21 protein-coding genes and 1 riboswitch are annotated in these 24377 nt (G+C 36.5%); of the genes, 3 read left to right on the top strand and 18 right to left on the bottom strand.

The features are described from left to right. Positions 1-23 precede the first annotated feature (23 nt). The 7 genes from metF to PZ898_RS17750 form a co-directional block, all read right to left on the bottom strand. Complete coding sequence (gene metF, locus PZ898_RS17780; protein WP_047422460.1) at positions 24-983, bottom strand: methylenetetrahydrofolate reductase [NAD(P)H]; 960 nt, start codon at positions 981-983, stop codon at positions 24-26. Between the two features lie 7 nt (positions 984-990). Further along, positions 991-3651, bottom strand: coding sequence for a methionine synthase (gene metH, locus PZ898_RS17775; protein WP_277693876.1), 2661 nt, complete (start codon positions 3649-3651; stop codon positions 991-993). A gap of 1 nt (position 3652) precedes the next feature. After that, the gene (locus PZ898_RS17770) at positions 3653-4744 is read right to left on the bottom strand and encodes a fatty acid desaturase (protein WP_277693875.1); all 1092 of its coding nucleotides are present in this window, start codon (positions 4742-4744) and stop codon (positions 3653-3655) included. Between the two features lie 82 nt (positions 4745-4826). Continuing rightward, positions 4827-5837 carry a homocysteine S-methyltransferase family protein gene (locus tag PZ898_RS17765; protein WP_062673710.1) on the bottom strand — a complete coding sequence of 337 codons (1011 nt, stop codon included), beginning with the start codon at positions 5835-5837 and terminating at the stop codon, positions 4827-4829. A gap of 37 nt (positions 5838-5874) precedes the next feature. Then, a complete protein-coding gene (locus PZ898_RS17760; protein WP_277693874.1) occupies positions 5875-7035 on the bottom strand; it encodes an O-succinylhomoserine sulfhydrylase in 1161 nt (386 codons plus the stop codon). A gap of 124 nt (positions 7036-7159) precedes the next feature. Next, positions 7160-8698: an ACT domain-containing protein gene (locus PZ898_RS17755; protein ID WP_120232627.1), complete on the bottom strand. Its 1539-nt coding sequence runs from the start codon at positions 8696-8698 to the stop codon at positions 7160-7162. A gap of 5 nt (positions 8699-8703) precedes the next feature. Continuing rightward, on the bottom strand, positions 8704-9642 hold the full coding sequence (locus PZ898_RS17750; RefSeq protein WP_277693873.1) for an alpha/beta fold hydrolase: 939 nt from the start codon (positions 9640-9642) through the stop codon (positions 8704-8706). A 60-nt stretch (positions 9643-9702) separates the two neighbouring features. Then, a riboswitch (SAM riboswitch) is annotated at positions 9703-9809 on the bottom strand. A 188-nt stretch (positions 9810-9997) separates the two neighbouring features. Between PZ898_RS17750 and PZ898_RS17745 the strand changes: the two genes are divergently transcribed. Continuing rightward, positions 9998-12613 carry a glucosidase gene (locus PZ898_RS17745; RefSeq protein ID WP_277693872.1) on the top strand — a complete coding sequence of 872 codons (2616 nt, stop codon included), beginning with the start codon at positions 9998-10000 and terminating at the stop codon, positions 12611-12613. Between the two features lie 76 nt (positions 12614-12689). Here PZ898_RS17745 and PZ898_RS17740 read toward each other — a convergent pair whose 3' ends face one another. The 8 genes from PZ898_RS17740 to PZ898_RS17705 all read right to left on the bottom strand — a co-directional run bounded on the left by PZ898_RS17740 (position 12690) and on the right by PZ898_RS17705 (position 20570). Further along, positions 12690-13109 carry an OsmC family protein gene (locus PZ898_RS17740; protein WP_062673700.1) on the bottom strand — a complete coding sequence of 140 codons (420 nt, stop codon included), beginning with the start codon at positions 13107-13109 and terminating at the stop codon, positions 12690-12692. A 75-nt stretch (positions 13110-13184) separates the two neighbouring features. After that, positions 13185-14123 carry a proline dehydrogenase family protein gene (locus PZ898_RS17735; RefSeq protein ID WP_277693871.1) on the bottom strand — a complete coding sequence of 313 codons (939 nt, stop codon included), beginning with the start codon at positions 14121-14123 and terminating at the stop codon, positions 13185-13187. A gap of 29 nt (positions 14124-14152) precedes the next feature. Further along, positions 14153-15475 carry a DUF58 domain-containing protein gene (locus PZ898_RS17730; protein WP_277693870.1) on the bottom strand — a complete coding sequence of 441 codons (1323 nt, stop codon included), beginning with the start codon at positions 15473-15475 and terminating at the stop codon, positions 14153-14155. 67 nt (positions 15476-15542) lie between these two features. Beyond that, a complete protein-coding gene (locus PZ898_RS17725) occupies positions 15543-16574 on the bottom strand; it encodes a MoxR family ATPase (RefSeq protein ID WP_277693869.1) in 1032 nt (343 codons plus the stop codon). 113 nt (positions 16575-16687) lie between these two features. Continuing rightward, on the bottom strand, positions 16688-17845 hold the full coding sequence (locus PZ898_RS17720; protein ID WP_277693868.1) for a hypothetical protein: 1158 nt from the start codon (positions 17843-17845) through the stop codon (positions 16688-16690). Between the two features lie 11 nt (positions 17846-17856). Next, on the bottom strand, positions 17857-18648 hold the full coding sequence (locus PZ898_RS17715) for a hypothetical protein (RefSeq protein ID WP_062673692.1): 792 nt from the start codon (positions 18646-18648) through the stop codon (positions 17857-17859). Next, positions 18641-19603, bottom strand: coding sequence for a DUF4013 domain-containing protein (locus PZ898_RS17710; protein ID WP_216443370.1), 963 nt, complete (start codon positions 19601-19603; stop codon positions 18641-18643). The genes PZ898_RS17715 and PZ898_RS17710 overlap by 8 nt, the downstream gene beginning before the upstream one ends. After that, positions 19587-20570, bottom strand: coding sequence for a stage II sporulation protein M (locus PZ898_RS17705; protein WP_062673688.1), 984 nt, complete (start codon positions 20568-20570; stop codon positions 19587-19589). The genes PZ898_RS17710 and PZ898_RS17705 overlap by 17 nt, the downstream gene beginning before the upstream one ends. Positions 20571-20598: 28 nt before the next feature. Between PZ898_RS17705 and PZ898_RS17700 the strand changes: the two genes are divergently transcribed. Both PZ898_RS17700 and PZ898_RS17695 read left to right on the top strand, forming a co-directional pair. Further along, on the top strand, positions 20599-21348 hold the full coding sequence (locus tag PZ898_RS17700; RefSeq protein ID WP_062673686.1) for an RDD family protein: 750 nt from the start codon (positions 20599-20601) through the stop codon (positions 21346-21348). A 149-nt stretch (positions 21349-21497) separates the two neighbouring features. Beyond that, positions 21498-21788 carry a GNAT family N-acetyltransferase gene (locus PZ898_RS17695; protein WP_062673684.1) on the top strand — a complete coding sequence of 97 codons (291 nt, stop codon included), beginning with the start codon at positions 21498-21500 and terminating at the stop codon, positions 21786-21788. Here the strand turns inward: PZ898_RS17695 and PZ898_RS17690 are convergent. From PZ898_RS17690 to PZ898_RS17680, 3 genes are read right to left on the bottom strand one after another with little or no spacing between them, the layout of a single operon-like run. After that, on the bottom strand, positions 21777-22748 hold the full coding sequence (locus tag PZ898_RS17690; RefSeq protein WP_277693867.1) for a glycosyltransferase family protein: 972 nt from the start codon (positions 22746-22748) through the stop codon (positions 21777-21779). The two genes, PZ898_RS17695 and PZ898_RS17690, sit on opposite strands and share 12 nt — an antisense overlap. Continuing rightward, positions 22749-23573 (bottom strand): UDP-2,3-diacylglucosamine diphosphatase, encoded by an 825-nt coding sequence (locus tag PZ898_RS17685; protein WP_277693866.1) that lies wholly within the window; start codon positions 23571-23573, stop codon positions 22749-22751. A gap of 57 nt (positions 23574-23630) precedes the next feature. Then, positions 23631-24371: a YebC/PmpR family DNA-binding transcriptional regulator gene (locus tag PZ898_RS17680; protein ID WP_034694756.1), complete on the bottom strand. Its 741-nt coding sequence runs from the start codon at positions 24369-24371 to the stop codon at positions 23631-23633. Between the last annotated feature and the right edge of the window lie 6 nt (positions 24372-24377).

Genomic DNA, 24377 nt, shown 5'->3' with positions numbered 1-24377 from the left:
GTTCCTTCATTTTGGTACTTTTATTAGAATAGCTCACCAGCTACTTTTTTAATATTATCACTCTTACCCATTGAGTAGAAGTGCAGAACAGGAACTCCGAAATCCAACAATTCTTTGCATTGAGCAATAGACCATTCTATTCCGATCTGTTTTACCGCTTCATTATTTTTTGCATTTTCCACCTCATTGATCAGTTCTTCAGGAAGATCTATTTTGAATACCTGTGGCAGGATTTTCAAGTGTTTCTTAGTGGCAATAGGTTTGATTCCCGGAATAATTGGAACCGTTATTCCCATTTCTCTTGCTTTCTGAACGAATTCAATATACTTTTTATTGTCAAAAAACATCTGCGTAACGATATAATCTGCTCCGGCATCTACTTTTTGTTTCAGCCATTTAAGGTCATAGTTCATGGAAGGGGCTTCCATGTGTTTTTCCGGATAGCCGGCAACTCCGATGCAGAATTTATTGAGTTCATCACTGACCTGTTCTTCGTTATGAAGATATTTTCCCCTTCCCAGATCATTAATCTGGTTGACAAGATCCATTGCACTGGCGTGTCCTCCCTGAGTAGGTTCAAAATACTGATGTCCTTTCATGGCGTCACCTCTTAAGGCCATTACATTATCTATTCCAAGGTACATACAGTCTACCAGCAGATATTCTGTTTCTTCTTTTGTAAAACCTCCGCAAAGGAGATGCGGCACTGTATCTACATTATATTTATGCTGGATGGCTGCACAAATCCCTAAGGTTCCGGGGCGCATTCTTGTAATACGTCGTTCCATCAAGCCATTTCCTTTGTCCAGATAGATATATTCTTCTCTGGATGTGGTCACATCAATGAAAGGAGGTTTGAACTCCATCAACGGATCTATGTTTGTATAAAGATCTTCAATACCTATTCCCTTTTGTGGCGGAACCACTTCTAAGGAGAATAAAGTTTTTCCATTTGCGTTTTTAATGTGTTCTGTTATCTTCATGTCAATGTTAATCTGCTAAATTGGGTGACAACCATTTTTTCGCTTCCTGGATGCTACAACCTCTTCTTGCGGCATAATCTTCAAGCTGGTCTTCTGTTATTTTTCCTAATCCGAAATATTTGGCATGCGGGCTTCCGAAATAATATCCGGAAACAGATGCTGTAGGGAACATGGCAAGGCTTTCTGTAAGGAAAACGCCTGTATTTTCTTCTACTTTTAATAGATCCCAGATGGTTTTCTTTTCCAAATGATCAGGGCAAGCCGGATAACCTGGGGCGGGACGGATTCCTTTATATTTTTCGGCGATCAATTCTTCATTGCTTAAGTTTTCCTGATTGGCATATCCCCAGTATTCAGTTCGTATTTTTTTGTGCAAAAATTCTGCATAAGCTTCTGCAAAACGATCTGCAAGGGCTTTTACCATGATAGAATTGTAATCATCATGGGCTTTTTCATACTCCGCAGAAAGTTCATCAGTTCCAAATCCGGTGGTTACGCAGAATGCTCCCACATAATCAGTTTTTCCAGAGCTTTGAGGAGCAATGAAATCACTTAGTGCCAGATAATCTTTGCCTTTTGATCTTTGAGCCTGCTGTCTTAGAGTTAAAAATTTTGCTTGCTCATTATTATTTTCATCGAAAATTAAAATATCATCTGATTCATTGGAATTGGCCTTAAAGATTCCGAAGATGGCTTTTGCAGTCAATAATTTCTCATCCAGAATTCTATTCAAAATGACCTGAGCATCTTTGAACAGTTCTTTTGCCTGAACTCCTACAACCTCATCTTCTAAGATATTCGGGTATTTTCCATGAAGATCCCAGCTTCTGAAAAATGGAGACCAGTCGATGAAAGGAAGAAGTTCTCTTAAATCCTGATTCTCGATTACTTTTATCCCAAGATTATTCGGTGTGAAAATTTCTTCATTTTCCCAGTCAATTTTAAAATGATTTTCCCTTGCTTCTTTAATGGAAACATAATCTTTATCCACCTGTCTGTTCAGAAACTTTTCTCTGAAATCAGAGTAGTCGTTCTTTAAATCCGAAACATATTCTTTATTTCTGTCACCCAGCAATGAGCTTACAACGTTTACCGCTCTTGAAGCATCATTCACATGAACGACGGCATTTTTATATTTTAAATCGATTTTGACTGCGGTATGTGCTTTTGACGTTGTAGCACCGCCGATTAATAGAGGGAAATCCAAATTTTGTCTTTCTAATTCTGAAGCGATATACACCATTTCATCCAAACTTGGAGTAATCAGTCCGCTTAAACCAATAACATCTACTTTTTCTTCAATGGCAGTCTGGATAATCTTTTCGGCAGGAACCATTACTCCAAGGTCAACAATTTCATAGTTGTTACAACCTAAAACAACACTCACAATGTTTTTGCCGATATCATGAACATCTCCTTTTACCGTTGCCATTAAGATTTTTCCGTTAGCAGGTTTTGTTCCGTCTTTTTCTGCTTCAATGAAAGGCTGTAAATAAGCTACTGCCTTTTTCATTACCCTTGCGGATTTTACAACCTGTGGAAGGAACATTTTACCGCTTCCGAATAAATCTCCTACGACTCCCATTCCGGTCATTAAATTCACTTCGATGACATGAAGCGGTCTTTCGGCTGTTAGCCTTGCTTCTTCTACATCTTCTTCAATAAAACGGTCGATTCCTTTTACCAAAGCATGGGTAATTCTTTCCTGTAGAGGATTATTTCTCCATTCTAAGTCTTCAGTTTTTTCTTTCTTAACTGATTTATGCTTTTCGGAATAGTCGAGAAGTCTTTCTGTAGCATCTTCTCTTTTATCCAGGATGACATCTTCTACAAGCTCCAGTAATTCTTTATTGATCTCGTCATACACTTCCAGCATTGCCGGATTCACGATACCGATGTTCATTCCTGCCTGAATCGCATGGTACAGAAATACAGAGTGCATGGCTTCTCTCACCGTATCATTTCCACGGAAAGAGAAAGAAACATTACTCACTCCTCCACTCACGGATGCGTAAGGAAGGTTTTGTCTTACCCAGCGTGTCGCTTCAATAAAATCGATGGCATTTCTTCTGTGCTCATCCATTCCAGTTGCTACCGGAAAGATATTTAAGTCGAAAATGATATCTTCTGCGGGGAAGCCAATCTGGTTCACCAAAATATCATAGGAACGTTTTGAAATTTCAATTCTTCGTTCAAAACTGTCTGCCTGTCCTACCTCATCAAATGCCATTACAATGACAGCTGCACCATACCTTTTGATGGCCTTGGCATGTTTGATAAATTCTTCCTCGCCTTCTTTTAAGCTAATGGAATTCACGACACATTTTCCCTGAGCTACCTGAAGACCTGCTTCAAGGATCTCCCATTTGGAAGAATCTACCATAATCGGGATTCTTGCAATATCCGGTTCAGAGGCAATTAAGTTCAGGAATTTGATCATCGATGCTTTTCCATCGATCAACCCATCATCAAAGTTAACATCCAGAATCTGGGCACCTCCTTCTACCTGATGGCGGGCAATATCTAAGGCTTCTGAGAATTTCTCCTCTTTAATCAGTCTTAAAAACTTTTTGGATCCGGCAACATTTGTTCTTTCACCAACGTTGATGAAATTACTTTCCGGGGTTATGATAAGAGGCTCGAGGCCTGATAATCTTAAATACTTCATTTTATTCTTCTAAAATATAGTAGGCATTATTGGCATTCTGCTTCAATAAATCCCTATGCTTACTTAAAGCTGTAATCAGCGGAAATCTTTTGTATGCTAAACCATGTTCTTTAGCAAATTCTTCAATCTCCTCTGTAATTTCATTATAATACATATAACTGTAATTGGGAAACAGATGGTGAGCAACGTGAAAATTGAAATTTCCCAACACATTTCTTACAAACCAGTTATTTTCTTTGAGATCATTGGTTACTTCCAGCTGGTGGCGAAGCCAGCTAAACGGCAGACCATTCTCTTTATTTAATTTTGGAAAAGCATTATCAGGAAGCGGATGCAAAGGCAGTAAAACAAACAATGCAAAAATACTTGCTGATATCACCTGTAAAAACCACGCTCCTAAAGCCAATCCTATTGATACTTTAAAGAACACTACAGGAACCACAATCTGATAAAAGAAATAGAACAGCTTATAGCTTATCATTTTTACTTTTTCAATGGTGGGTATCTTTCCCTGGGTTTTTAAAATCACCCTTTCTTTATCAAAAAAGTCTCTGAAGTCTCTTATAAACATCCAGTTAAACAAATACAACGGATAGACTAAAAAGAAAAACTTGTCCTGATACTTCTGTACTCCTTTCGCTTTAATCCACGGTACAATTAAAAGCAGTCCGCTCTGTTCGATATCCGTATCCCATCCATCTACGTTTGGATAGGCGTGATGGCTTGCGATATGTCTTTTTTTCCAGATATATGAATTGGCGCCTACAAAATCAAAAATGTGAAGAACCAGCCCGTTTAATCTTTTACTCTTATAAATGTTATTATGGGCCGCTTCGTGGATTAAGTTTAAATAAATTAAAACCAGAGAGATTCCCATTAAAACAAAACTCAGAATATAGATCCAATGCTTTTCGGCATTAAGAACAGCGAGAAAATATAAACCAATATAGACCAGTGGCAGGATGACTGCTTTGATCTGAATGTAGATATCTCTGTTTTCAGAAATGGCTTCTACTCTTTGGTTCACTTTCTTTCTCAGCTCATTAAATAATCTGACATCCTCGGAATCTTTTAAGTAAATTGGCTTTTCCATATTTATAACTTTGTGGTTTACTTAAAGTTAATATTAATATTTCAGCCTTTATTCTTGATTTTAATTAAAAAAATCTATCAAATCATACAAATTTCTTCAATTTCCTTGGCTCATATTTTTCTACCAGATCAGCAATTGCTTTAATATGTTCAGGCGTTGTACCACAGCATCCTCCTATAATATTGATTAATCCTTTCTCTACATATTCTTTGATCTGCCTTGCCATATCTTCCGGAGTTTCGTCATATTTTCCAAAAGCATTCGGTAAACCGGCATTCGGATATGCTGAAACATAGAATTCTGAATTATGAGCCAGTGTTTCAAGATAAGGAGTCAGCTGATCTGCTCCCAATGCACAGTTGAAACCTACACTTAATAAATTCAGGTGGGAAACTGAGATCAGAAAAGCTTCTGCGGTCTGTCCGCTCAAAGTTCTTCCGGAGGCATCGGTAATGGTCCCTGAAACCATGATCGGGATCTCAATTCCTCTTTCGTCCTGCAGTTCATCAATAGCGAATAAAGCAGCTTTTGCATTCAAAGTATCAAAGATGGTTTCTACCAGAAGGATGTCTGAACCCCCATCCAACAAAGCTTCACACTGCTGTTTGTAAGCTACTCTCAATTCTTCAAAAGTGATGGCTCTGTATCCCGGATCATTCACATCAGGGCTTAAACTTGCTGTTCTGTTTGTAGGTCCGATAGATCCTGCTACAAATCTCGGTTTGTCTGGATTTTTCGCAGTATACTCATCACAGGCTTTTCTGGCAATTTTTGCTGACTCATAGTTCAGGTCGTATACCAGATCTTCCATGTGGTAATCTGCCATCGCAATGGTAGTTCCTGAAAATGTATTGGTTTCAATAATATCAGCTCCGGCTTCCAGATATTTCTTATGAACTTCTTCAATCGCCTGTGGCTGTGTCAGAGAAAGCAGGTCATTATTTCCTTTTACCGGATGTTCCCAGTCTTTAAAACGCTCTCCACGGTAGTCTTCTTCTTCGAATTTGTATCTCTGAAGCATGGTACCCATCGCTCCGTCAAGAATTAAAATTCTTTCGGATAAAGCTTTATATAATTGTTCTGAATTTTTCATTTTAATCTATTTTGGCTAAAACCAGTTGCTATTTGAATTAACCCAAAGCTTGTTTTAAATCTGCAATGATATCTTCTACATTTTCCAGTCCTACTGAGCAACGTACCAGTCCTGCAGTAATCCCTACTTCATTTCTTTCTTTGTCTGATAATTTGGAATGCGTTGTAGAAGCCGGATGAGTAACGATCGTTCTTGTATCACCTAGATTAGCAGACAATGAACACATTTGTATCTTATCTAAAAAGTTTCTTCCTCCTTCTATTCCCCCTTTTATTTCAAACGCCACAATATTTCCCCCGAGCTTCATCTGCTTTTTGGCGACTTCATAACTAGGATGGGATTTCAGGAATGGATATTTTACCAGTTCAACATTTGGATGACTTTCTAAAAACTCAGCTACCTTCAATGCATTCTCACAATGCTTTTCTACACGGATCGCCAATGTTTCTAAACTTTTTGATAATACCCAGGCATTAAAAGGAGACAATGCAGGACCTGTATTTCTTGCGAAAAGATAAATTTCTCTGATCAGGTCTTCTTTTCCTACTGCGATTCCTCCTAAAACTCTCCCCTGTCCGTCAATCAGTTTCGTTGCTGAGTGTACCACAATATCTGCACCATATTTGATAGGCTGCTGAAGGTAAGGTGTTGCAAAACAATTATCTACAATAAATATAAGATTATGCTTTTTGGCGATCTGACCGAAAAACTCAAGATCGAGAATTTCAATAGCGGGATTGGTAGGAGTTTCAAGGTATAAGATCTTTGTATTAGGTTTGATGTATTGCTCCACATTCGCTGCATCTTCTGCTTTGAAATAAGAGGTTTCAATATTCCATTTCGGGAAATATTTGGTAAACAATGTGTGGGTAGACCCGAATACTGACTGGCAGCTTACAATATGATCCCCAGCATTTAACAAAGCTGCAAATGTTGAATAGATGGCTGCCATTCCTGTTGCAAAAGCATATCCTGCTTCTGCACCTTCCATTTTAGCGATCTTATCTGTAAATTCTGTTACATTAGGATTGGAAAAACGGCTGTATAAATTTTTAGGTTTTTCTTCTGCAAAGCTTGCTCTCATATCCTCCGCATCCTGAAATATAAAACTGGAGGTAAGATAGAGCGGCGTAGAATGCTCATCAAACTGAGTTCTTTCCGTCTGGGTTCTTATTGCTGATGTTTCAAAATTTTCCATATAGTTTTAATTAATTTACCAATATAGCAGTCTAACAATGTACCAATTAAAATCATCGCTTTGCTCAGAATAACGACACCAATTATTGGTAAACTGGTACATTATTAGATTGTTACATTAAATATTATTTTGTTTCACTTACTCTTAAAATATCTCCGAATACTCCTCTTGCGGTTACCTTTGCACCAGCTCCGGCTCCCATAATCACGATTGGATTTTCACCATAGCTTTCTGTGTAGATTTCAAAGATGGAGTCTGAACCTTTCAGTTGTCCCAATGCTGAAGTTGCAGGAACAGAAACCAGTTTTACATCCAGTTCACCTTTATCTTTCTGTAAATCTCCGTGCAGATCACCTACATATCTTAATACATGTCCGGGTTCCTGGTTTTCTTTTATTTTCTGGTATTCTTCGTCAAGCTCCTCTAGTCTTGAAAGGAATTCTGATTTTGAAACTTCAAGTAAATTTTCAGGAACCAGATTTTGAATGCTGATATCATCAAATTCATTGATTAAGTCTAATTCTCTTGCCAGAATCAATAATTTTCTTGCCACATCATTTCCTGAAAGGTCTTCTCTTGGATCCGGTTCGGTGTATCCTTTTTCCAAAGCTTCATTGATGATGGTTGAAAATTTATCATCTCTTAAAGAAAAATTGTTGAAAACATAGCTCAGTGTTCCTGAGAATACCCCTTTGATTCTTGTGATATTTTCTCCTGAAAGGTGTAATAACTTGATGGTGTCAATTAACGGTAAACCAGCTCCTACATTGGTTTCATACAAATACCGTCTGTTGTTTTTATTCAACGTATATCTTAGTTTTCTGTATTCTTCAATCGGAAGGGTATTGAAGATTTTGTTGGAAGAAACCAGATCAAACCCGTTTTCTGCCAAAGCGTGATAGTTTTTAACAAAATCCTTGCTTGCCGTGTTATCCACAACAATCAGGTTCTCCAGTTGATTTTCATTAGAGAAATTAATCAGTTCTTCCACGTTTGACGGATGCTCTGCTGTTAAAACCTCATCATTCCAATGGGCATCAAATCCTTTTTTGTTGAAGGCAATTTTCTTTGAATTGGCTACCGCAACGACTTTAAGGTCTATTTTTTTACGTTTTTTAATCTCTTCTGCAGATTCAAGTACTTGTTCTATCAAGGTTTTCCCTACGTTTCCATGGCCAATAATGGCCAGATGAACGGTTTTCGGTTTTTTGAAAATTTCAGATTCTATGATGTTTCTTGTTTTTTCATCCTGCGAAGAGGTCACTACGATATTGACTCTGTTTTCTCCTGCCACCTGATTTAAAAGTAACGGGAAAACATTATTTCTTGCCAGCTCAGCAAAAACTTTATTGAAATCTTCTGCAACAAAACCAATCACAGAAACATTATTGATACTATATATTTGGGAAACTTTTCCTGACTTTCTTTCTGCTTCGAATTCATCAATAAGACAAGCCACTGCTTTCTCTGCATCATTTTCATGCACCAGAATAGAAATTCCGTTCTCTACAGCCTGCTGAGAGATTACGCCTACACTGATACGCGCTAAAGTAAGCGCTTTAAAAATTCGTCCGTCAATCCCGATTTCTCCCAGGAAATCTTCTCCTTCAAATTTGACGATTGATCTGTTCTTCAAAAATTTTATTTCGTTAGCATTTTTCATTACTTCTATAAAATGTTTTTAATGATATTATTTAATTGTTGATATTCCATTAGGAAGGCATCATGGCCGTGTATAGATTGGATCTCGTGATAAGACACATCCTTATTTTTCTCTTTTAAGTTTTCAAAGCACATTCGGATTTCAGAAGCCGGGAAGAATAAGTCTGTATCTACGGAGATCATGTGCATTCGTGCCTGTATGTTCTCCAGTGCTGCATCAGCAGCATTTATATTCATCAAGAGATGATTCATCAGTTTGTAACTCTTTAAACTAAATCTTTCGTTTAGTGCGTTACCATGATAAACCAGCCAGTCTTCTGATTCCAGGCGTTGTTTGGCCTGGTTATATTGGTTTTGAAATCTGTCATTGAGCGACTGTGGAGTTCTATAACACAACATGGCATGAATTCTCGCTTTCTGTAATGGTTCTTCTTTATCATTCAATAAAAATTTCTGAACCAGACACTGTGCATGAAGCCAGTCGTGTGTTCTGTAATCGCAGGCAATAGGAATAAATATTTCTGCAAGATCCGGCTGCTTAGAAAGCATTTCCCACGCAATCCCTCCTCCCAGAGAGCCTCCGATAATGGCATATAAATTTTTGATATGTAGCGCTTCAAGTCCTTTCAAAAATATCGCTGCGATATCTGAAGGAGTAAAGTCTTCATAATCTTCAATTAAAAAATCGTCATATCCGTTTCCTGGTATGTTGAAGCACAGAACGGTATATTGATCAGTATCAACAATCTGATTTTTTCCCACCAGCTGTTTCCACCAGCCTTTTTCTCCGGATACGTTTGAATTTCCGGTAAGAGCATGGTTGATTAAGATAACTGGGGCTGTAAACAGATCTTTCCCAAAGAGCTGATAGCTCAACGGGATATGGTATTCCTTTTGGGAATAAGTTTGATACGTAAGATTAATATAGTTTAGTTCTGTTTTCAATTCTATTAAATTTTAATACAATTGAAAATGCCACAGGAAATGGCTGAAAAGAACTTCAGTGAGTTATCTGTCCAAAATACTTTGGTAGAACGTAGCACCTTCTTTGCTTGCGCAAAGGGTTGCTAAGGTTTCATAGGGTCTAATCCCTCAACCTTTCTTGATAACATTTTCAATATTTGAATGAACGAATGGTGCAAAGGTAGTTCTTTTCTTTTAATTTCAAAAAAAAATTATTTTAATATTTAAAAAAGCCCTTAAATACAAGTATTCCAAGAGTATATTAATAATTATTCAGATGAAAAAAATTGGAATTACTTCTCAAAAAAACTAACTTCGTATGGAAAAGTGATGAGATATGACCGCCGAAAAAGATAGATTACAAGATACCAAATGGAAAAACTGGGGACCTTATGTAAGCAACCGGCAGTGGGGAAATGTACGCGAAGATTATAGCCCGAACGGGAATGCCTGGAATTTTACCAACCATAATAATGCAGAAAGCTATGCCTACCGTTGGGGTGAAGAAGGTATTGCCGGAATTTCTGATGTAAAGCAGCTTTTATGCTTTGCTTTTTCGTTCTGGAACAAGAAAGACAAAATGGTAAAGGAACGATTCTTTGGGTTGAGCAATCCTCAGGGAAATCATGGGGAAGACATCAAAGAAATCTTTTATTATCTGGATAATACACCTACTCATAGTTATATGAAAATGGTTTATAAATATCCCATCAATGAATTTCCTTACGATGAGCTTGTTGCAGAAAACGGAAGACGCAGTAAAAAGGAACCGGAATATGAAATTTTCGATACCGGAATTTTCGATAATGATGAATATTTTGATATTTTCATTGAATATTGCAAGGCCGATCACAATGATATTCTTGCCAGAGTAACGGTCTGTAACCGAAGTCAGCATGAAGCACCTATTGTGGTAGCACCTACTGTATGGTTCAGAAACAACTGGAAATGGGGATACAACACCTATAAGGCACAGCTTAATGCTTCTCACGACGGAAGTATCGATATTGCCCACGACAGTATTTCGATCAGGAAGCTGTATTCAAGAAATACCAATGCACAAAGCGTATTTTGTGATAATGAAACCAATAATTCTAAGCTTTATGGAGCTCCTGCAGGTGAAAACACTTATTTCAAAGACGGAATCAATAATTATATTATCCATCAAACGAATACGATAAATCCCGCAAAGAAAGGGACAAAAGCTTCTTTTCTGATTGATGAGCTTATTGGTGCCGGAGAATCCAAAGTTTTTGAATTCAGATTATGCCCGGCTGAAGCTGATGAGCCTTTTGAAAAGTTTGATGAAATATTCAATACGCGACAGGCTGAAGCTGAAGAATTTTATAAAGAAATTCAAAATGATACCGTTAACGAAGATGAAAGAAATGTTCAGAGACAGGCTTTTGCAGGACTTCTCTGGAATAAGCAGTTCTATCATTACAATATTGGAAAATGGCTGAAAGGTGATCCCAACTTTGAAGCCCCAAGAAATTTCAACGAATATGTAAGAAATACGGAATGGAATCATCTCCATAATAAGGATATTATTTCTATGCCCGATAAATGGGAGTATCCATGGTATGCCACATGGGATCTGGCATTTCACTGTGTTCCGTTTTCCATCATTGATGCGGAATTTGCCAAGGGACAACTTTTGCTCCTTACTAAGGAATGGTACATGCATCCTAATGGACAGCTTCCAGCCTATGAATGGAATATGAGTGACGTGAACCCGCCGGTACACGCCTGGTCATGCTTCCGTGTTTTCAAAATTGATGAAAAAGCTAACGGAAAACCGGATTTATTATTTTTAGAGAAAGTTTTCCAGAAACTGCTTCTTAATTTCACCTGGTGGGTGAACCGAAAGGATAAAAACGGAAAAAATATCTTTGGTGGAGGGTTTCTTGGTCTCGATAATATCGGAGCTTTTGACCGGAATATGGAACTAAAGGACGGACAGCATCTTGAACAGGCAGACGGAACAAGCTGGATGGCCATGTATGCATTGAATATGATGCGTATTGCAATGGAGCTTGCCCAATATTATCAGGTATATGAAGATATGGCCATCAAGTTTTTTGAGCATTATCTTTATATCGCTGAAGCTATGGAAAACCTGGGCGAAGGAACGAAAGGACTTTGGAACGAAGAAGACGGATTCTTCTATGATGTCCTACAGCTAGGAAATGGAGACAGTGTTTCTTTAAAATTACGAAGTATTGTGGGTTTGATTCCTATGTTTGCTGTTGAGATTGTTGACCACCGCTTACTGGAAAAGATGCCGAATTTCAGAACCCGAATGGAATGGATCTTAAAGAACAAGCCGGAGTTGACCAAACTGGTTTCTCACTGGGATGAGGAAGGACAAGGCCGAAAACACCTTATGAGTATCCTCCGCAAAAACAGACTGACAAAGGTTCTGACCAGAATGCTTGATGAAAATGAATTCCTGAGTTCTTACGGAATCCGCGCCATGTCTAAGGTGTATGAGGAAAATCCTTTTGTCTTCTCTGTACATGGGTCTGAAAATATAGTCTACTATACACCTGCAGAAAGTGACAGCCGTATGTTTGGCGGAAACAGCAACTGGCGTGGGCCTATCTGGTTTCCGATCAATTTTCTGATTGTTGAAAGTCTGCAGCGCTTCCATTATTATTATGGAAATAGTCTGAAAGTAGAACTTCCCACAGGAAGTGGTGATAAAAGAAATCTTGATGAAGTGGCTCAAAATATAAGTAAAAGGCTTTGCTCTCTATTTTTAAAGGATGAACATGGACAAAGAGCTTTCAACGGAGGTAATCCAAAGTTCAATTATGATGAACACTTCAGAGATTATATTACATTTTTTGAATATTTTCATGGAGATAATGGCCGTGGTGTGGGTGCTTCCCACCAAACAGGATGGACAGCTACAGTGGCAAAACTGATAAAACCAAGACTCACCTTTTAATAAGCAATGAGGAATTGGTAATGAGTAATATAAAAGCCGGATAAAACATCCGGCTTTTGCTATTTTATGTAAGAGATTAAATTTTTTCTCCGTTCACATACACTTCGTATCCGATTTCTACATTCGGTTCTAACGTTTTTGATACAGAGCAGTATTTTTCAAAAGAAAGTTCTGCAGCCTTTAATGCTTTTTTAGGATCAATTTCTCCTTCCAAAAGGAACTTAACGTTAATCGATTTAAAAGGTTTTGCATCTTCTACCTGCACTCTTTCGCCTTCTACTTCTGCCTGAAAGCTTTTAATTTCCTGACGTTGCTTCTTCAGAATAGACACCACATCAATTCCGCTGCAGCCTGCTACAGCCATCAGTACACTTTCCATTGGGGAAACTCCTTTGGCTCCCGGCTGGGAAGTATTATCTAAAAGGATAGAATTTCCTTGTGAGTTTGTACATTCAAATAAAAAATCGTCGTTTATTCTGTTGAGTGTAATTTTCATTGTACGGGTTTATATTTCAGATTTCTTTTTATATTCTTATTCAAATATAAAAAACTTTATGCAGTAAACCTCAGGCTAAGACATGATATCAACCATAGCCTGAAAAAGATTATCCGGATTTTCTGCAATGCGGTTACACATGTACAGATACCATTCATCACCATACACAATATACTGCCTGCACGGGTAACCTTCTTTATAGATTTCATTCAACAGATCTTCCTGTATTCCCAGTAACATTTCAAATTCATATTTAGATTTTGGAATATCATATTGTTCAATGAGCTCTTTAACTCTATTCTGAACGATATTATGATGGGTAGCAACAGAACATTTCCTGTTTTTAAGGAAAAGAGTTTCAATATATTTAATATATAAATCATCTAAATGTTTTCCTCTCTCTACAGCATGTCCCGGAGGAACAGCAAAAGCACCTTTTACAATTCTTATTTTCCCTTGTGTTTCATTCAATATCCGTTCAAGGTCTTTTGGAGTACGGTTTAAATATGCCTGCAGGGTAATTCCAACATTTGGAAAATCAGGCGATATTTTACAAAAGGTATTAATAATATCATCAGTTCTATCAATACCCTCTGCACTAATCACTATTTCAATATCTTTTTTGTAAGCTGATTCTGCTAATGACATTAAATTATTATAAGCAAGATCCTTATCAATTGCAAGACCAATATGTGATAAATCCAAAGAAATGATAGAATTGATATTCTCTTCTTTCACTTTATTAATCAAATCAAAAAAATGTTGAGTTACTGATTCTGATTCTTCCACGGAACGGGTACTCTCTCCCATAAACTCTAGTGAAGTTGGAAGTCCTTTATCATTAATTCTTTTAGCAGTGGCAATCGCTTCTTCCATTTTTTCGCCTCCTATATATCTTTTAGCTGCTTTCAGTAAGAGTTTAAAGAGCTCAGGATTGTTAAGAATATATTCTTTTGCACCTTCATTTAAGGCAGCTATTTTCAACAGCGCACCTGCCTTTTCTTTTAGTTCCATTTTATTTTTTGATTTGTATTTAAAATATTTTATAAAATTCCTCTCGCTTTTATCTCCAGATATTTATTGATAACATCGATATTCAAATTTTCAGGAAGGGTATATACGGTATAAATTCCGTATTTACGAAGTTCCTGGATGATCAGTTTCTTTTCAAATTCAAATTTTTCAGCAATAATTTCATCATAAATTTCCTGCATATTTTCAGGATTTTTGTTGATCAACGTCTGCAGTTCTGAATTTTTGAAGAATACCACTACCAGCAAGTGATTTTTAGCAATTCCGCGAAGATATTTCAACTGTCGGTTCAATCCGTCAAGAGTTTCAAAATTGGTAAAAAGCAGAATTAAGCTTCTTTGATTGATGGAATATTTTACATCCTGATACAAACGGTTGAAATCACTCTCGAAGAAATCGGTTTTAATATTATAAAGCGCTTCAGAGATTTTCTTCAACTGTCCGGATTTATTATCGGCAGCAATTTTATTTTCAGCTTTCTTGGAAAAAGTCATCATTCCCGCTCTGTCTCCTTTTCTTAAAATAATATGAGAAAGTGCCATGGTTGCATTGATGGAATAATCCAGTAAACTTAATCCATTGAACGGCATTTTCATGGTTCTTCCTTTATCGATCAACATAAAAATACGCTGTGATTTTTCATCCTGAAACTGGTTTACCATGAGTCTGTTGGTCTTGGAAGTTGCTTTCCAGTTGATCGTTCTGATATCATCTCCGGGAACATATTCTTTGATCTGCTCAAACTCCATGGTGTGTCCCAGCTTTCTGACTTTCTTGATTCCACCCAATAAAAATTCACTCTGAATAGCCATCAGCTCATATTTTCGGAGATGAATAAAAGAGGGATAGGCAGGAAGCATAGCATCTTTCTGAAAAATAAATCTTTTTGAGACGAATCCCAAAGGTGATGATACATACACATTCAGTCCTCCGAAATGATATTCTCCCCTTTCTTTAGGCTCTAATGTGTATTGAAAAAATGTATTGCCTCCAGAAGCGATCTGCTTTTCAATCAGAAAATCTCTCTTTTGAAACTGAAACGGAATTTCGTCAATAATTTTAGTGGCTATGGTGAAGCTGTAATTATTTTTAATATCGATTTTTACAAAATTCTCATCTCCGTTGGACAATTTTTCAGGCAAAATTCTCTGAACCTGTAAGGCATTCTTTTGATTAAACAGCAACAGAAAATCTACCATTGCTGCAAGAAAACAGATCAACAGTGCAAGATGGGCTCCCCACATCATCACCGGAAAGAAAAATGCAAGGACATACAGGATCCCCACTGCGATGAGTGTAAAAAAGAAACGTGTATTGATGTATAAGTTTTTCATTGGTTAGGTGGCAGGTTGCAGATGAAAGGTTTTAGGAATGATGATTCAAGCCCCTCTTTCTACTACCCTATCTCGGTATTTCTATTCCTTCTAAAATCTGGCGGATAATTTCATCTGCGCTAAGACCTTCCATTTCTCTTTCGGGAGAAACGATTACTCTGTGCCTTAAAACAGCATAGCTTGCCTCTTTAATATCTTCAGGGGTTACAAAATCTCTTCCTCTTAGTGCAGCAAACGCTTTGGAAGCTGTCAGAAGTGCCAGTGAAGCTCTTGGAGAAGCCCCCAGATATAAGAACTGATTTTCTCTGGTGTTGATGATAATCTTAGCAATATATTCCATCAGCTGTGCTTCCACAATGATTTCTTTTACCAGATGCTGATAGTTTTTCAACTGCTCTGCACTGATGACACGATTGATTCCTTCTGTTTTATCTTCTTTTTTACTTTCGTGCTGATTTTTAATAATCGCAATTTCCTGTTCAAGATTAGGATATCCTACATTGATTTTGAATAGAAAACGGTCCAGCTGAGCTTCCGGAAGCCGGTACGTTCCCTCATGTTCAATAGGGTTTTGTGTAGCGATAACAAGGAAAGGTTCATCCATCGCATACCGTGTACCGTCTATCGTGATCTGTCTTTCTTCCATTACTTCAAATAGGGCAGACTGCGTTTTTGCCGGCGATCTGTTGATCTCATCAATCAGTATGAAATTGGAAAAGATAGGTCCTTTTTTAAATTCAAATTCTGAGTTTTTCACGTTGAATACAGAAGTTCCCAAAATATCGGAAGGCATCAGATCCGGAGTAAACTGAATTCTGCTAAATCCTACGTCAATGGTTTTGGCTAATAATTTTGCCGTGATTGTTTTTGCTACTCCCGGAACTCCTTCAATAAGCACGTGTCCGTTTGAAAGTAATGCAGCCAAGAGATGTTCAATCATTTTTTCCTGTCCTACAATTACTTTTCCGATCTCAGATTTTACTTTCTCTAAACTCGCACGAAGTTCAATCATATCAATTCTCGACTGAAATTGCTCTTCCTGTTTGTTAAGATTGATAGCGCTTTGGTTTTCTATATTCGGGTTATCAAAGTTTTCCATAATAATTTTAATTTGCTAGTTTAACAATGACTATCTACAATTATATGTGTTCTAACGAACAAACATTTTAGCATTGAAAAACTGTTATATGGTTAGGTTATTCTATTATTATATTATTTAAGTATTTCATCAAGGAGCTTATTGATCCTTGTAAGATCTTCCTTCATAACACTGGCGTAAGGATCCTGGGCTTTTTTGATAAGTACTATTGCTTCACTGATCATTTCTAAGGGTTTACCAGTTTTCAGATGCAATTTTTTTGTAAACTCTTCATCTAAATTCTGAGTATCTATCAACAGATCCATTCTCACTTTGTTCAGAAAATACTGTGCCTTCTTGGCCATCATATCATGAAAATCGCCTTCCTGAAGATACAGATTTCCAATGCTTTTCACAAAATCCAGGGAAGTATTTCTTAATGGCTCTTCTACAGGAACTATCCTCTGTTTCCTTTTTGCATTAAAAAAGATAAAAAGAATAAGTCCTCCTAAAAATACCCACCATGCATATTTTAAAGGTGGATTTGACAATATAAATCTCATGAAAAAGCGTGATTCAGAACTTTTGTTGGATACGAACCAAAGGGTTTCTCTATCCTGAAGATATGAAAACACATCCTGTGCATATTTTACATTGCCGGGTTTCAGAAGATAATAATTCGTCAGGAAAAGAGGTTCTGTATGAGCATAGATATATCCTTTACCAAACTTTACTTTAATAAAATTGGCCTGATCTGTATTCTTCTTCTCAACTGTTTTCCCCAGTACTTCCACTTTAGGTTTGATAAAGGAAAATCCTCTGCCCGATGGAAATTTATCTAATTTAATAAAATCATTCTGAAATTTTTTATCGGTAAGTTTCAGGACATTTTCTTCTTCAAAAGAGATCTCAGAATCGTAATATCCGATACTATCAGAAATTTCTTTAGGCATGCGGGTTACCATCAGAAATGCATCCGAACCTTCAGATATCTGAGACAGAATTTTTTTCCATGACTCACCGTCAAGGTTATTTTCAATGACTACAATATTGTGAGCTCCCTTTTTGTGCTGGCTGTAATATTCATAAGGAACCTGTTCAATCTTCTTAAGATTATTTTTAAAAAGATATTTCGCTTCATTATTAAAAACAAACAGTCCAAACGGAGACTTCTCATTGATATCAAAATTCTTCCGCCAGTCTGTCGTTTCTTTTTTGTTAACTTCAAGCAACGCCAAAATAATCATCACAATGACGAAAATTACAGCATATGTTTTGAAAGTTTTGTTCATGGTTACTATAGTTATGGTTTAAATGCCTGATACTGATTTTTAAATTTCTGATAGCTCTCTTCTTCAATTCTGAATTCACCATACCATACATAATCAAAAATATAAGACAGATTGGAGAAGTCACCCTTCAGATGATGAGCTTTTAACTCTGAGGCATAGTCCTTATTGGTTTTTTCCGGATTCCAGTTGATCAGTTTTTTGTCACTCAGTTTTTTAAGAACAAACAGGAATTGATACCGAACTGCGGAACGATAATCTCCTGCGTGTTCAAATTTCGCGATACTTTCAGGGAAATTGATTTCATGGATATTCTCATGAAGTTCCTGTACATTGAGATCCAGCTTCTTATTCTTTTTACCAAAAATAAAATTCCCGTCTTTTCCCATGATATATTTAATAATAAAATACAACAGAAAACCTACAAGAATAATTGCAAACAGACGAATAATGATCGTGGTCAGCTCTGCCGATTTAGTGAACGCTGTTTCTCCAAAAATACTCTGTATAATCTGATTGATTTTTCGCATCAGCTTTTGAAAGAAAGATTCTCTCGGTTTTGATACGGAATAGTCAAATTCATTTCCTTTATATCTTGACGGAATATTTTCTTTGAATGTTTTCGGATACACCTCATTCTCCGATACCGGATTTTTCATCAGCACAGAATCCGCACGCAGCATATTTCTGTAATGTCCGGTGGTGTATAGTGAATCTACCAGATCATCAGAATCGGAATTATCATCCTGAGCATGAACCAGCCCAAGTGAGAAAAAAAGCAGTATGAAAAAAATAATTTTATTCATTGATTCCAATCGTATCTATTTCTGCCAATTCTACTTTCTGGTGAAGATCTGTTCTGCTGTCATAATACATCAGTCCTGCATTCACATACATCAGGTTGGAAAGAAAAAATGAAAATAACATAGAAAATCCATAGAATACAAAAAATACAATTCCGGCAGCTCCGGTAAAAGGATTCTGCTCAAAATTTCCGTCCGGTGTAGAAGTAAGCAGGGATCCGTAAAAGAACATCATAGGGATAAATGTGAATATAGATGTTATCATATACATAATAATAAACATCACAAATGCAGATCCCCAATATTTCCAGTATGGTGATTTTTCACTTCCATTCGGGTAAGAAAACTGAGAACGTAAAGCATAGCTCAAGCTTCCCCAGAAACCTCTGTCCGAATTAAAATAATCATACATCAGAAAGGTAGTAAAATTAAATATCGTTGGATAAAGAAGCAGGATCAAAAACAATCCGATAATAATAAAAATCAGGATATAAGAAAAACCTACTACAAATAAGATTGCCGGAGTAACGATAAAGATCATTCCCAGACATAGTTTTCCAATTCTTCCGGCATTGTTTTTAAAGTCGCCGAGAATTTCATCAGTCTTTATTTTTTCTGCTCCCTGTGCAATTCTTTTTAAATAAAAAACAGGATACAGATAATTGACAATCATCAGGATCATGAAAAGCAGGAAAGTCAGTAATCCTACTGTGATCAGCATTCCGGAATTTTCTGAAAAATACTGTTCAAAATAATACGTTTCACCGCCAAGATTAGATCCGAATATCTGTGAAAAGAGTTCTTTATACCCGAAAATCACCACAGTGACCATTAAGATCAAAAGCAGGCCATTGATCAGAATATAGTTTTTGAAATAATTCTTTCCGTATAATTTGAAAAAATTGAAACTGTCACTGATGAAAGTTCCAAAATCTCTTTTTTTATAAAATTGTATCATTGATGTGTTTATTAGTTTTTTTGTAAACAACAGACGGATATACAAAATAGTAGTATCCAATAATTGCAAGTGAGCCAAAAATGATGATAAGGTTTAAAATTAAAGGCATCTTCAATGCATGTCTGGTGACATATCCTTCTATAATCCCTGCACAAATAGTGAAAGGGACAGTACTTAAAAATATTTTAAATGAATCTTTAAATCCTTTTTTAAACGAGTTAAATCTTGAAAATGTTCTTGGAAATAAAATAGACGCGCCCAGAATCAATCCGCACATCGCTTCTACTACCATGGCAAAAATTTCAAAAACCCCGTGAAGCCATATTCCTCTTGCACTGTCTTTCAATGCTCCGTAATCATAGAAGAAATATTGAAAAGCTCCCAGCATCACACTATTCGAAAGCAATGCGAACAATGTTCCCACTCCCCCGGCAATTCCGTAAATATATAATTTTGCTCCAACCTGAATATTATTAAAGATAATTCCGATGGTGCTTCCCCAAGTGCTTCCGCTCTGATAAACGCCTACGGCATTATTATTTTTAATATTTTCGATCGTTTCATTCACATACCCTTCCCCTAGTATAATATTCACAAAGCCTTTATCATAAATGGCAGAAAGCACTCCTATTGATGTAAACAAAATGAAAAAGAGAAAGGCATACATCAGATATCTCCGGTATTGATACATCAGCAACGGAACTTCAGTTTTGAAAAAGTAAACCAGCCTGTTCTCCTCTACTCTTTTTGTTTTATAAATTTTCTGAAAAATCTGGGCAGATAAATGGTTCAGATAAACAGTAGTATTGCTTTTGGGATAATAAGTCTGGGCAAAAGAAAGATCATTGATCAGGTTTATATACAATGAGGACAGGTCATCAGGATTTTTTTTTATTTTCCCTTGAATAACCTGTTCGATTCCCAACCATTTTTCTTTATTTTGTTTAATGAAATAAACTTCTCTCATAATTATTAAGGCTAAAATAATAAAAAATATGTCTCAAATTGCGATAAATACCTCACAAAATGTAAATATTAATTTTAATATTGCAGGCGTAGGAGAAAGGATGCTTGCCTTCATTATTGATCTCCTGATCAGAATTGCCTACGTGGTTATTATCCTGTATCTGTTCTTCAATATTCTTGATTTGGGATATCTTCTGGATGGTCTTGACGGCTGGTCGATACGGGCTGTCTATCTTGTTCTTACCTTTCCTGTTTATATTTATCCTCTTGTGTTGGAAAGTTTAATGGAAGGTCAGACTCCCGGTAAAAAACTCATGAAAATAAAAGTAGTGAAAATTGACGGTTATCAGGCTAGTTTCGCAGATTATATGATCCGGTGGGTTTTCAGAATTGTAGATGTTTCATTTGCCGGAGTAGTAGGACTTATTTCTATGATTGTTTCTAAAAATAATCAGCGTTTGGGTGACATTGCTTCCGGAACGGCCGTTATCTCTCTAAAAAACAACATTAATATTTCTCATACAATCCTGGAGAATATCCATGAAAATTATGTCCCTTCTTTCCCTCAGGTAATTGCTTTGAGTGATAATGATATGAGAATCATCAAAGATAATTATACCAAAGCTCTGAAAGTAGATGACCGCCAGATCATCAATAAACTATCCGAAAAAATCAAAAGCATTCTGAAACTGGAAATAGATCCTACGAAAATGACGGAAAGGCAGTTTATCAATGTGATTATCAAAGACTACAACTATTATACGGGGAAAGATAATTAGGTAGATCTATGGTCAATTTTGCTTCGCAAGTGAATGGTTATCAATTTAAAAACATTTATTGCTTATTGCTTATTGCTTATTGCTTATTGCTTATTGCTTATGCAAAGCTCGGTGTAATTTTTGTATATTGAAGAATAAAGTCCTGAATCATGAAATTTGAAAACAATAAATCCGGAAATGGCGGTGTTCTTACTTTAAATAATGAAACAAAAGAAGTAGGAAGACTTACTTATACTATTTTCCCGGAAGACCATAAATTCATTATCTCTTTCGTATTGGTACATCCCGAATTTGAAGGCAGAGGAATGGGAAAATTTTTAGTGGAAGAAGCCATCAAATTTGCCAGAGAAAATAACTGGAAAGTATATCCGCACTGTTCCTATGCAAGATCTGTAATGATGAGAATGAGTGATGTGGATGATATCTTTTTAAAGAATTAAAACTTCATTAAGAAGGATGTCTTCAATATCATCCGGATAATCTACTCTGAGATGATGATCTGACGCTACCCACTCCATAATTTCCTGAAGATTTAAAACCTTGGAATTACGGATTCCCATTTTGTCAAGGGCACATGCATTGCATTCCTGCTCATATTGATTGTGGATGGGAATCACAAATAGTTTCTTATCCATAAATAATGCTTCTGCCGGAGTTTCAAAACCTGCATTGCACAAAATTCCGTCGCAGCCTTCAAAGTATTTCAGATACTGGCTTTCATCAATAGGAAATACTTCCACATTTTTTACCTTGACCTGTACTTTACTGTATTTTGAAAACACTTTCCACTCCACGGGAATTTTTCTTAAAACCTTAATGATATTCTCATCTGCAAAACTGGGAAGATAGACCAGATAATATCCCTGTTTATAAGGGTTCAGATTTCTGATCTTTCTCCTGATTACAGGTTTTTTGATCTGCGGATGATAATTTTCAAAATGAAAACCGATTTTTCTTTGGCTGGGAACGTAATATTTTAAAATCATTTCTCCCAGAAAATCTTTTTTTTCTGGTTTGGGTGTTTCCACAAAACTCATGGAAGCCTGATGGCTGAGTTCTATCATGGGAAGTTTTTTCAGTTTGGAAGCCCAACCTGTCAAAGGTTCATAATCATTGATAATCAAATCATATTGTGACAGCTCCAGTTCTCTGATGGTTTTAACAGCTTCAAAGAATTTATTTTCTGTAAATGTTTTTCGGTAGGATAAACCGCCTGTTTTATTATAAAGAAGAGAAATACCTCTATGTTGAAAATTAATATTAAAATCAGCCTTTAATTGCGACTGGTGCCCACTGATCAAGGTATCAACAGACACATGTTTTTTGAGAAGAGGAATAATTTCCTGTGCTCGGGCAACATGTCCATTTCCAGTACCCTGGAATGCATACAAAACCTTCATTTAGGAAAAGTTGGTTACAATTTTTAAAAGAGCAGAATTATCCATTTCCGGAATTTCTTCAGCTTCATCATCTTTCAGCAAATGCTTATGCTCATCGTAATAAAAAATCTTCCATTCTTTATCATGATATTCTAAAGCGGACAGATTTTCAATCCAGTCACCGGAATTCAAATAAGTACAAGATCCTTTTTTATTAACAACGTCACGGATCTGCGGTTGATGGATATGTCCGCAAACGACATAATCATAATGATTGTCAATGGCCAGCTCAGAAGCAGTAAGTTCAAAATCACCGATATATTTTACTGCTTTTTTCACATTGTTTTTGATCTTTTTGGAAAACGAGTATTTCTCTCTACCCATTTTTTCTAAGAACCAATTTACAACATTATTGATAATAATAAGGAGGTCGTAACCTTTTCCGCCGAGTTTGGCGATCCATTTGGAATGCTGGACGGATGCATCGAAAACATCACCGTGAAATATCCAGGTTTTTTTCTGATCTATGTTCAGACAGATTTTATTACAGACTTTAAGTTTTCCCAGTTCAAAATCTGTGAACTTACGGAACATTTCATCATGATTGCCTGTAATGTAATAAACATCTGTGTTTTTGGTAGCCAGTGAAAGAATCTTTCTGATTACCTTCAAATGAGGTTTAGGGAAGTAAGACTTTTTAAACTGCCAGATATCAATAATATCACCGTTTAAAACTAATGTTTTAGGGTGGATAGAATTGAGGTATCTCAACAATTCTTTAGCCTTACATCCATAAGTTCCCAAATGAACATCCGATATAACAACTAATTCAACGTTTCTTTTCATAGTTTTGTACAAAGAAACTAATTGAAAATTAACTGTATATGAATGCTATGTTATTTTTTATAAAGAGTTCATAAGCTCTTCTGTGATTTCCATATTGTGGTAAACGTTTTGCACGTCATCATCTTCTTCGAAACGCTCAAGCATTTTCATATTAGCCTTGAACTGTTCTGCATTTACTTCTTTTGTATTGTTTGGAATTCTCTGAAGTTCTGCACTTTTTGCTTCAATTCCAAGCGCATCCAATTTGTGAGATAGAGAACCGAAATCTTCAAAAGCTGTAGTGATCATTACTTCCTCCTCATCCTTTTCCACATCTTCTGCACCTCCATCAATCATTTCCATTTCGAAATCATCCCAATCCATTTTAATCTGGGCTAAATCTATTGTGAAAATACCTTTTCTGTCGAAGATAAATGCCAGCTCACCATTTTTCCCAAGGTTACCGTCAAATTTATTGAAAACAGCTCTTACATTAGCTACAGTTCTTGTAGTGTTGTTCGTAGTACATTCTACAAAAAAAGCAACACCACCTTGCCCATAACCTTCATAAGTGATTTCTTCATAGTTTTCTGCATCTGCACCACTTGCTTTCTTAATTGCTCTTTCAACATTATCCTTAGGCATATTCGCCCCTTTTGCGTTTTGGATACATCTTCTCAATGCAGGATTGGATTCCGGATCTGTTCCGCCAGCTTTCACTGCTAAAGCAATATCTTTTCCAATTTTAGAGAATGTTTTGGCCATCTTGTCCCATCTGGCCATTTTAGAAGCTTTTCTATATTCAAATGCTCTTCCCATTTTAAT

It is taken from the genome of Chryseobacterium sp. WX (assembly GCF_029542485.1).
Classification (GTDB): domain Bacteria; phylum Bacteroidota; class Bacteroidia; order Flavobacteriales; family Weeksellaceae; genus Chryseobacterium; species Chryseobacterium cucumeris.
The sequence above is the reverse complement of the archived record's forward strand: the minus strand, read 5'-3'. Positions and strand labels throughout refer to the sequence as shown.